The sequence below is a fragment of the Microcoleus sp. A6-C6 genome (assembly GCF_036705955.1).
Taxonomy (GTDB): domain Bacteria; phylum Cyanobacteriota; class Cyanobacteriia; order Cyanobacteriales; family Microcoleaceae; genus Microcoleus.
Map to the genome: position 1 here is coordinate 21,217 of NZ_JAUBVR010000076.1, position 9,102 is coordinate 30,318.

The following is a 9,102-nucleotide window of genomic DNA, read 5'->3' on the forward strand; positions in this document are numbered from 1 at the left end:
CTAGCCCCCCATGAGAAGCCCTGAAACTATCCAAACTTTAGGAATTGGTTTTTCACATACTCCATGAATACAGGCTGGAGTGTGAAAAGTGTTTTCTCACCTTGTTTGACTTTTTCAATTAATAAACGCCGTCCCAAAGATTGCACAGCTTGTAATAAGGATGATGGGGATAATTCGAGATTGGCTGAAATTTTTGATATTTCAACTGGTGCAGCTTCACTAGCTAACCAGGATATCACTTGTTTTTCTAGTTCGGTTAGCCGATCGCACTTTTGATGCAGCAAACATTCTAAATCACCTAAAAATAGGGTATCATAGGAGAGAAACTCGGAAACGCTGCCGCCGAATAAATCTTGAATCATAGTTGCAACTATATTTAACCATAGGGGATTGCCTCGGTAAAGGTCAATCAGTTGCGACCATTTTTCCTCTTCTGCTAATCTTTTTTCTCTGAATATTTCCCCTGCTTCCGCGCCTAAACCGTTGAGTTGTAGCGATTTACATGGGCGGTTTTCGCCTTCTATGGCGGCAATTTCTCTGGGTTTTTCCCAACTGAGGAGAATTAAGCAACTGTTGTGGGATGATTCTGCTAGTTGTTTGAAGAATGTGCCGTAATTTTCATAGCCTGGTTGGTAGTGGCCTGCGAGTTGTCCGCTGGTGAAGATTGTTTGTACGTCATCGAGGATTAGGAGACAGCGGGATGAACGCAAATACTCAAGTAGGGGCAATCCCGCTGCGGTTGCTTTTTCTTCTGGGGCGGGGGCTGCATCAGGCTGGAGGAATTGAATTAGGTTTGTTTGGAGGGTTTGCAGGGGTGGAGAATTGCGGAGATTGCGGTAAATAATATAATCGAATTCGTGTTGAATTTGTGGGATTAGTTGGAGAGTTAGGGCGGTTTTGCCAATGCCGGATAAGCCGTATATGGTGATGAGGCGGGTGCGGTTTTCCAAAATCCACTGTTTGAGGGTGGTGAGTTCGGATGTGCGGTTATAGAATAGGCTGGGTTCTGGTGCGTCGCCTAAGTCCAATCGCAGTTTAGATTGAGTTTGGTTATAAATTGGCTGATTAGGTTTTTCTCTAGTTGGGCTTTCTGAGGAATGTGAATTGTTGTCACAAACACTTAAATTATCAATTTGTGCATAATAGTTCCCAAAGTTTGATTCAACTATGGATAATTGCAATCTTTCCACTGTGTATCTAAAATTAGATTGATTGATATCTTCGCCTAATGTTTCTGATAAAAGCTTCCATAATTTTGATGCGACCTTTTTGACATGAGATTCGCTACGGTAGCAAGTTTTGGCAATCTCTGGATATTTCTGACGTTGCCAAGTGCCACGTAAAATGGCTTCTTGTAGATTATCGAGATGCTTTCCCGTTTTGGAGAATATGATGTTGTCAGCCAATTTTAAAACTTCTTGAACTTCCATAGGTGCTGTAGGGAGGTTGGTTTTACCTATTTTATCCTACTTTATCCTACTGTTTAATACTTTGGCAACTAAATCCTACTATTTGTCACTGATTCACGGCAACTAAAATCAAATAAATCAACACTAAATGCTACGTAATATTAATAGACAAAAATTATAAAATCAGACATAATGATAATTATACAGTTATAAAATAATTACTTCCAGTCAAGCTATAGCAGTACGCTATGCAGGTAAAAGTTAAAAAATATTAACTTCAGTCAGCATATCTGACCTGCAAGATATAACACCCTTAAATACACTAGGGAGGAAAAAGGCATGAGTATAAGTACGGGAAACAAAGTACAGAGACAAAATGATAAAATTCTTGTAATAGACAAACCAGAACCTATACTCGTTACCAAAAAAGTAGTTAAATTTGGTTCTTATGTTTATCAATTTCGCAATGTTACTGGATTTGGATTTGCCAATGTCAAAACACCTTATAAAGTCCATCCTTTAGTTATCTTAACATTACTTATTTTGGGCGCTATTTTAGTTAAACAAAGCGATCAAACTCTACAACAAAGTGGAATAGTAATCTCTGTATTAGGATGTGCTGGAGTTATTGACAACTTGATGCAGCCGAAGCGAATAGGACTTGAATTATACGTAAATTCTGGAGACAATGTGATATTTGTCACAGCAGATAAATCAGGCGTGAGAGATGTGATTTCACAGTTATGCGAATTTATGGAGAGTGACACAGAAGATATCAAGGTAATTAATATTAACCAAACTCATGCCACAATAGGTGTTGGCTATGCTGAGCAACTGCAATCTGGACAAATAGGTGGCCAAATAGATAATAGTTAATACTTGGTAAGGATAAATTATGTCAGAACGTAAAATAAATCTTGACCAAAGTCACGCCTCAATAGGTGTTGGCTACAGTGAGAAAGTAGAGGCTGATCAAATAGGTGGGACTATTAACAATTACTCACCGGAACAAAGGCAAACTATTGCCGAGGCCGCCAAAGAAATCCAGCAGCTTTTAGATCAGTTATCTCAGACCTACCCAACAACAACGGTTGCGGAAAAATCAGCAGTTGCAGCAAAAGCTATTGAAGAAATTGAAAAAAAGCCTAATGTAAAGGAAAAGGTGATCAAAGCTTTGAAAGCGGGTGGAGTAGCAGCACTAATGGAACTTACAAATAATCCGGTTGTCAAAATTCTGACTCCAATGCTTGAAAGTTTACTGGAAGAAGGTTAGTAAGTGACTGACTGTAGCTTGGGTTGAATCATGAACCCTGCATTACACTCCGGTAAACGTCTAAATTATCAGCAGTGATTGGGTTTCAATCTTTTAACCCAATCACTTTTTGTTTAAAGCTCACTCGCTTCTTAAAAACTAAATTAATTCTGAGGTGAGGAATTCCATTTTTGCGATCCCGTTCCTCATCTCCACAGTCAAAACCCTCTCTCTGGAAATTAGGAAAACTTTTTAAAGTACAAAATCTCCATCCCACGACTCACTCCTATCATACTTACTTTTAAATTCAGCAACAGTCAATTTCAATTCTTCTGAGGCTGGCGGCGGATTGTCCCACAAATTCTCTGAACCGACCTGTTCCTGCTCTGTTTTCTCCGGTAAAGATTGAGGTTGATATCGAACAACTAAACCTTCTGGCAATAGGCGGTATTCGCGCTGTAAAATTAGAAAAATCAGCACGATTTGTAATATAATAACTATGGTTGACAGCAGAGTTTCCATTTTTAATGTCAGGAATTCCATCTTTGCGATCGATACTCATATTTTCTAATATAGCATAATTTTTACTCTGTAATCAAAACCTGAGATACAACATTCAAGACCTCAGACAATGATACCTGGTTTTTCTCCTCAAACTTTCTATCGCTTCCTTCACCCTTGATTAGCAAATAGCTGAAATCCACATCAGGCTTAATTTCCACTTCTAGTTTCCCGTGCGGCCCCCGCCATTCCAGTTGTAGGCTACCATCAGCAATTGGTGCGGCATCTGATGGTAAAAGTCGATCGCCAACTAAAGCTGAGAGAGAATATTTAACATCAATGAGAAGTTGACAGGCTTTGACAAAAGCAACGGGCGAAACTGGCAATGCCCCATAAGAATCCCAGTCAGATTCCAGTTTAGTAAGTTGTGTCAAACGCTCTAATATTGGATCTAAGGAAACATCAGTTAATGTTGCTTGAGACATGGCTTTTATAAGGATAATATTTTCTATTATACTATAGCTATTGGTGAGAATATAGAAATAAAGTCAGGTCTGATAGTCAAAGCGCGTGTAGCCAGCCGCAGGCATCCCCCTAACTCTTTGATTAATTAACCTATTTTACTCTAACAGCTAACTGCAACCCCAGTTCATCTAGTAGAGTTATCAAAGCATAAATTTCTTCACCCCCACTCTCAGACAACATCCGATCTAATTTCTCATATATAAGTTTAGCTCCCGCCGATAACTCATTCATCTGTAAATAAGCATCCACCACATCTTTAAGTCCTGCTCGCAGCAATTCAGGTTCGGGGCCTTCTGACTCCAATTCCAACATGGCCTCGATATAGCCAGCAGCACTTTCGGGGGTTTTTAGAGAAGAAATCAAGTATTCGTGGTAGCTTCTAGTTGTTGGCACTTTGAGTTCTTTCATAATCTCTCCAGTATTTTTTAGCTTGGCTAATATCTCGTTCTTGAGTGCTTTTATCACCGCCACATAGCAGCAACACAACTGTTAACCCGACTTGTCCAAAATAAACCCGATAGCCTGGGCCATAATCAATTTTAAGTTCATAAACTGCCGCTCCTACTGAGCGATAATCTCCCAGATTGCCAAGCTCAACTCGCCTCAGTCGCTTCTTGATTTTAGATACAGTTTTAGTATCTTGAAGGGAATCAAGCCATCCTTCAAAGGGACTTGTCCCGTCGGCTTTCAGGTAGTTTTGTACTTCTCGTGGTTGAGCTTCCATAATTTTAGCATAGGCAATCAGGATTTTAATGGGAGCGATCGCGTGTCATGTCACTACTTTTCGCAAGAGTATCCTAGCATAACTTGAGCTACCTGATTCATAGTAGCCTCATCGTTTATTATTTAGAAAATGAGTGCTTAAGGGACAATTTTAGACTGAGATTTCTTCTTTGACACGAGCCGAATAATATTGTTTCATGGATTCTTGAGAAATAATGGCATGACAAGATTCCTCTCTGAGTAAATTTCGTCTCGCTTCTAGCCAAGGCATTTCACTGCAAATCATTCGTTCCAAAGTTTCATCATCATACTCAAAATAGGCCTCTGCAACCTCTTCCAGAAATTCCCCTATTTCTTCAGAAAGTTTCGGTTGTTCGATTTTATCTGCAATTGGTTCCCAGCTAAATTGGCTGTGATACTTCTCTAGTAAGTCAGGAATAACCGGGCCGTGAACCCACGCTTGAAAATCCGCATTAAAGAGTGGCGTGCCATAAATTGCTAAATGCCAAGCTTGAGCGTAATACACGAGTTTTTGTAGCTTGTAGGCGTTGATTTTTACATCGGATTGCGAGGCTAACCAAATCAAATAATTTGCAATATCGCGATCGTTCAGTGTTTCTGAATTACTGGGAACCGCAACAATTTTCAGTTCACCCTTAGCGATATGTTCTAATAGTTCAGAAACAGACAAATTGAATTGTTCAGCAATTTTCTCAACTCTTTGCCAGACTGGATAATTTACAGTTACTTGATATTCAGTTTTTATTGAAGCAGTTTTGGTCATGGCTAGCATTTCTTAGCGGTGACTTAAATAATTATAGCAAACAATTTTACAATACTCTTAATTAAAATTATATAGCTAGCCTAAATCATTTGTGCAAATGTAGGGGTAGTGCCCCGTGCCTACCCTGAATCGGGACAACCACGGGGCACTACCCCTACAAGAATTACATAATTTTAGACTAGCTACTGATTTTATTTCAATTCAACGTTTACAGTAGCAGACATCCCCGGTGCAATCCGCGATTCATAACCTTTAATGCTTTCGGCATCAAACACAACTTTCACCGGAATCCGCTGCACAACTTTAGTAAAGTTTCCCGTTGCATTGTCGGGAGGCAATAAGGAGAATTGAGCGCCAGAAGCTGGGGAAAAACTATCGAGACGGCCTTCAAATTTACGGCTACCAAAAGCATCTAATTTGATTTCTACTTTTTGGCCTGGTTTCATGTTTGCCAATTGCGTTTCTTTGAAGTTAGCAATTACCCACAAATCGTTACTTACGATCGCCATTAACGGAGTTCCCGGCTGCACCCGCTGCCCCACTTCAACGGATTTGCGCCCGATTTGTCCAGCGGCGGGTGCAGTGATATTCGTGTAGGAAAGTTGCAGTTGAGCGTCTTTAACCGAGGCTTCCGATTGCCCGATCGCAGCCTTAGCAGCATCATACTGCGATCGACTGACCTTAGTTTGCTCACCCGTAGCTTCAGCCTGTTGCAATCCGCCCTTCGACGTAGCAAGCTTAGCAGCCGCGGTGGTGATACCTTCCTGCGCTACAGCGACTTTAGCTTGCGCGGTGGCGATACCAACTTGGGCGCGCGCTACTTGGGATTCAGCTTGTTTTACCCCTTCTTGAGCTTGGGCTACTCCTGCTTGGGCTGCGGTTACGCCTTCCTTGGCTTGGGCTAAGCGCGCTCTAGCTTGGGCAATTCCTTGTTGGGCGGCGGTGGTTTGGCCAACAGCTACTTCATAGGCTGCTTTGGATGCGTCTAATTGCTGGCGGGCGATCGCACCTTCTTGCTGCAAACTTTCGTAGCGTCTATAATCAGCTTGCGTTTTCACTAGATTAGCTTGCGCTTGCACTAACTCAGCTTGCGCTGCGGCAATACCTGCTTTCGCTTCCGTCACTTTGGCTTCAGCTTGGGGAATTCCGGCTTCAGCTTGGGCGACTTTGGCTTGCGCTGCGGGCACGCCAGCTTCAGCTTCTGCGACTGCGGCTTGGGCCGCGGGTACGCCTTGTTGAGCTTCTCTAATTGCTGCTTGGGCTGTGGAAATGGCTGCGTTGGCGCTGCCGATATCTCCTTGGGCTTGGGCTGTTTTCCCTTGGCTGGTTTGAGAGGCTAGGGAAATATTCGCTTCGGCTGCTTCAGCTTGGCGGCGGGCGTTTTCTAAGGCTGCTTGGGCTTGTTGGACTTTAACTTGGTAGTCGCGGGGGTCAAGTTTGATCAGCAGTTGGCCGGGTTTTACTTGTTGGTTGTCTTGTACTAAGACTTCGCCGACAGTACCGTTGATGCGGCTGCTGACTTGGTGGATGTGTCCGGCAACTGTAGCGTTTTCGGTTTCTTGGTGGATGGAGGCGTATTGCCAGTAGTGGTATCCGAAGTTGCCTGCTGCGATCGCCCCAATGCCCAACGCTGCTAAAATCAACACTTTTGGGGCTTTTTTCTTCGGTTTTTCCGACGGTGCCAGGGGTGCTTGGATTTCTGTTTCGGGGCCGGTTTTGAGCTCGGCGGGATCGCTGACTTCTGTTTCTGGGGCGGGGATTACTGGTAGGCTTTTTGCTATGGTGTCGTCGATCGGCTTTTCTAATACAGCTACTGCTTTGCCGTTGCCGTTGCCGTTGAATTCTGCTTGGTTGATTTCGTTTGTGTCTTTCATGGTATTTGACTCCTGATTCTTTAGTAAGATGTCGTTTGTTTAGGGTACGTAGTTTTTATTTAGTAAGACTGCTTGTTTTAAGGGTGCGTAGTATTTTTCGGTTATTTGTAGTGTAGGGGTGGTAGATGCTGCTGCGCTTCACTCGAAAGAGCGATTTGTCGGTTTAGGACAGATTGAGAATCGCCTGATCGATCAATTTAGAAAAAAGTTCTCGATCGGCTTCTGGAATGCCTTCGACAGCTCGATCGCGGATTACAGCTACCAACGGGGGCAATACCTCTTGCATTTGGGTACCGGAGTCGGTCAGCCAAATGCGCCAAATCCGGCGATCGCGCGTGTCTCTCTCCCGGCGGACTAGGCCTCTTTCTTCCATGCGATCGAGTACGCCTGTCAGTGTACCGCCTACCTGTTGCAGTTTGTCGCCAATGCTAGAAGTTGGCAAACCGTCTTCTTGCCACAAGCAACACAGTACCAGCCAGTGAAAAGGTGTCAGCCCAAAAGGTTCGAGTCCTTCTTGTAGCCTGCGACTACCTAGCTGTGCCAGCAGTTTGATCCGGTAGCCCAGGCTGTGGGGGGCGAGAACGTCGTGCCACTGGGCTAGATTTGTGCGATCGACAGTGGATGTAGTAACCATAGGTTTATTACTTCGCGTTCGTATTATCAGTGTAAGATGTTTTTTGGGAGATGTCAAGGGGTATGACCAGGGTTTTGGCTCTGCGGGCTCTCCGGCCCGTTCCACAATACCTAAATTTGGCAGTGCCACAGGCATCTTGCCTGTGATCAAACATTCCACAATACCTAAATTTGGCAGTGGCACAGGCATCTTGCCTGTGATCAAACATTCCACAATACCTGAATTTGGCAGTGGCACAGGCATCTTGCCTGTGATCAAACAGGTTATTGAGGGATGTGTAGCTGTCAATACTACGATCGATCGCACTCTCAACCACCCAAATGCCGGATGTCCGCCTTGGGAAGTGTGTTTACAATTCTTAATTGTTCTTAAACTAGAAAGGGTAAATCTAGTTTCAGATCTGAATTTATGTTGCTTCCAGCCTCTAAGCGCACCAAGTTAGACGACACCGACGACACACTGTTTTACTCCGATCCCCGGTTTGTGACGCACGTAGACGAGGGATTTATTCAGCAACTAACCGATTTGTATCGGGAACGGCTGAAACCGAATACTCGGATTTTTGATATGATGAGCAGTTGGGTTTCTCACTTCCCCGACGAGATGCAATTTGCCCATGTCGAAGGACACGGGATGAATCAAGAGGAGTTGGCAAAGAATCGCAGACTGAATCATTATTTTGTACAGAATTTGAACGCAAATCCTAAATTGCCGCTGCCGGATGCAGAGTTTGACGCTGTTGTCAACTGTGTTTCGGTACAGTATTTGCAACACCCGGATGCGATTTTTGCCGAGATTCACCGCATTTTGAAGCCCGGAGGCGTAGCAATTATGAGCTTTTCCAACCGGATGTTTTATCAAAAAGCCATTGCGGCTTGGCGGGAAGGTTCGGAGGGCGATCGGGTACAATTAGTCAAGGGTTACTTTGATTCTGTCAAAGGAACGAATATACCCGGATTTAGCAAGCCGGAAGTAATTGTTCGCAAGGCTAACTTGCCGAGTTTTATGCAAATGCTGCGAATAGGAAGCGGCGATCCGTTTTATGCGGTAGTTGCTTATCGCCAAAGTTAAGATTTTTTTTAAGGTTTGTAGTGAGGACTTTAGTCCGCTGATTTTTATAAAGACTAAAGTCCTTACTATAAACCGATCGAAAGCTCCGCTTTTTTAAGTTAGAATATATTTAGCAGTTGCTTCTAAAATATGGAAAACCAACTTTTGCAACGCATCACACTCGATCCAAATATCGGTCACGGAAAACCCTGTATTCGCTTTCTCCGATATCCAGTAGAGTTGATTATTGAATTACTTAGTTCAGGTATGAATGCTGGGTGCATCTCACTTTGGCAAATACATCAAATTGAAAGTTGACCGTTGAGATAAGCACAGCGAAGAGAAAGGAT

General features: G+C 43.3%; 13 protein-coding genes. 5 read left to right on the forward strand and 8 right to left on the reverse strand.

Annotated features, from left to right (window positions below):
* Nucleotides 1-26 precede the first annotated feature (26 nt).
* Nucleotides 27-1,430: an NB-ARC domain-containing protein gene (locus tag QUB52_RS23645; protein ID WP_332974921.1), complete on the reverse strand. Its 1,404-nt coding sequence runs from the start codon at nt 1,428-1,430 to the stop codon at nt 27-29.
* Between the two features lie 318 nt (nt 1,431-1,748).
* Here QUB52_RS23645 and QUB52_RS23650 point away from each other — a divergent pair, with 318 nt between their 5' ends.
* Both QUB52_RS23650 and QUB52_RS23655 read left to right on the forward strand, forming a co-directional pair.
* Nucleotides 1,749-2,285 (forward strand): DUF6232 family protein, encoded by a 537-nt coding sequence (locus QUB52_RS23650; protein ID WP_332974919.1) that lies wholly within the window; start codon nt 1,749-1,751, stop codon nt 2,283-2,285.
* A gap of 19 nt (nt 2,286-2,304) precedes the next feature.
* Nucleotides 2,305-2,682 carry a hypothetical protein gene (locus tag QUB52_RS23655; protein ID WP_332974918.1) on the forward strand — a complete coding sequence of 126 codons (378 nt, stop codon included), beginning with the start codon at nt 2,305-2,307 and terminating at the stop codon, nt 2,680-2,682.
* A gap of 231 nt (nt 2,683-2,913) precedes the next feature.
* On the opposite strand, the gene QUB52_RS23660 is transcribed toward QUB52_RS23655, so the two are convergent.
* From QUB52_RS23660 to QUB52_RS23690, 7 genes are all read right to left on the reverse strand, one after another.
* Complete coding sequence (locus tag QUB52_RS23660; RefSeq protein ID WP_332976284.1) at nt 2,914-3,204, reverse strand: hypothetical protein; 291 nt, start codon at nt 3,202-3,204, stop codon at nt 2,914-2,916.
* 41 nt (nt 3,205-3,245) lie between these two features.
* Complete coding sequence (locus tag QUB52_RS23665; protein WP_332974916.1) at nt 3,246-3,647, reverse strand: hypothetical protein; 402 nt, start codon at nt 3,645-3,647, stop codon at nt 3,246-3,248.
* Nucleotides 3,648-3,777: 130 nt separating this feature from the next.
* A complete protein-coding gene (locus tag QUB52_RS23670; RefSeq protein WP_332974915.1) occupies nt 3,778-4,095 on the reverse strand; it encodes a helix-turn-helix domain-containing transcriptional regulator in 318 nt (105 codons plus the stop codon).
* Nucleotides 4,067-4,411 carry a type II toxin-antitoxin system RelE/ParE family toxin gene (locus QUB52_RS23675; RefSeq protein ID WP_332974914.1) on the reverse strand — a complete coding sequence of 115 codons (345 nt, stop codon included), beginning with the start codon at nt 4,409-4,411 and terminating at the stop codon, nt 4,067-4,069. The genes QUB52_RS23670 and QUB52_RS23675 overlap by 29 nt, the downstream gene beginning before the upstream one ends.
* Nucleotides 4,412-4,561: 150 nt before the next feature.
* On the reverse strand, nt 4,562-5,194 hold the full coding sequence (locus QUB52_RS23680) for a Panacea domain-containing protein (protein WP_332974913.1): 633 nt from the start codon (nt 5,192-5,194) through the stop codon (nt 4,562-4,564).
* Between the two features lie 191 nt (nt 5,195-5,385).
* Nucleotides 5,386-7,068 carry an HlyD family secretion protein gene (locus tag QUB52_RS23685; protein ID WP_332974912.1) on the reverse strand — a complete coding sequence of 561 codons (1,683 nt, stop codon included), beginning with the start codon at nt 7,066-7,068 and terminating at the stop codon, nt 5,386-5,388.
* Between the two features lie 163 nt (nt 7,069-7,231).
* On the reverse strand, nt 7,232-7,702 hold the full coding sequence (locus QUB52_RS23690) for a MarR family winged helix-turn-helix transcriptional regulator (RefSeq protein ID WP_265239274.1): 471 nt from the start codon (nt 7,700-7,702) through the stop codon (nt 7,232-7,234).
* A gap of 43 nt (nt 7,703-7,745) precedes the next feature.
* Between QUB52_RS23690 and QUB52_RS23695 the strand changes: the two genes are divergently transcribed.
* From QUB52_RS23695 to QUB52_RS23705, 3 genes are all read left to right on the forward strand, one after another.
* Nucleotides 7,746-8,144, forward strand: coding sequence for a hypothetical protein (locus QUB52_RS23695; RefSeq protein WP_332974910.1), 399 nt, complete (start codon nt 7,746-7,748; stop codon nt 8,142-8,144).
* On the forward strand, nt 8,111-8,773 hold the full coding sequence (locus tag QUB52_RS23700) for a class I SAM-dependent methyltransferase (RefSeq protein WP_265239272.1): 663 nt from the start codon (nt 8,111-8,113) through the stop codon (nt 8,771-8,773). The genes QUB52_RS23695 and QUB52_RS23700 overlap by 34 nt, the downstream gene beginning before the upstream one ends.
* 129 nt (nt 8,774-8,902) lie before the next feature.
* The gene (locus tag QUB52_RS23705; protein ID WP_332974909.1) at nt 8,903-9,070 is read left to right on the forward strand and encodes a DUF433 domain-containing protein; all 168 of its coding nucleotides are present in this window, start codon (nt 8,903-8,905) and stop codon (nt 9,068-9,070) included.
* Nucleotides 9,071-9,102: the final 32 nt, after the last annotated feature.

Bases quoted from the DNA above. Each gene is read 5' to 3' on its own strand.
- QUB52_RS23645 (WP_332974921.1), bottom strand. From the start codon at position 1,430: ATGGAAGTTCAAGAAGTTTTAAAATTGGCTGACAACATCATATTCTCC.
- QUB52_RS23650 (WP_332974919.1), top strand. From the start codon at position 1,749: ATGAGTATAAGTACGGGAAACAAAGTACAGAGACAAAATGATAAAATT.
- QUB52_RS23655 (WP_332974918.1), top strand. From the start codon at position 2,305: ATGTCAGAACGTAAAATAAATCTTGACCAAAGTCACGCCTCAATAGGT.
- QUB52_RS23660 (WP_332976284.1), bottom strand. From the start codon at position 3,204: ATGGAATTCCTGACATTAAAAATGGAAACTCTGCTGTCAACCATAGTT.
- QUB52_RS23665 (WP_332974916.1), bottom strand. From the start codon at position 3,647: ATGTCTCAAGCAACATTAACTGATGTTTCCTTAGATCCAATATTAGAG.
- QUB52_RS23670 (WP_332974915.1), bottom strand. From the start codon at position 4,095: ATGAAAGAACTCAAAGTGCCAACAACTAGAAGCTACCACGAATACTTG.
- QUB52_RS23675 (WP_332974914.1), bottom strand. From the start codon at position 4,411: ATGGAAGCTCAACCACGAGAAGTACAAAACTACCTGAAAGCCGACGGG.
- QUB52_RS23680 (WP_332974913.1), bottom strand. From the start codon at position 5,194: ATGACCAAAACTGCTTCAATAAAAACTGAATATCAAGTAACTGTAAAT.
- QUB52_RS23685 (WP_332974912.1), bottom strand. From the start codon at position 7,068: ATGAAAGACACAAACGAAATCAACCAAGCAGAATTCAACGGCAACGGC.
- QUB52_RS23690 (WP_265239274.1), bottom strand. From the start codon at position 7,702: ATGGTTACTACATCCACTGTCGATCGCACAAATCTAGCCCAGTGGCAC.
- QUB52_RS23700 (WP_265239272.1), top strand. From the start codon at position 8,111: ATGTTGCTTCCAGCCTCTAAGCGCACCAAGTTAGACGACACCGACGAC.
- QUB52_RS23705 (WP_332974909.1), top strand. From the start codon at position 8,903: ATGGAAAACCAACTTTTGCAACGCATCACACTCGATCCAAATATCGGT.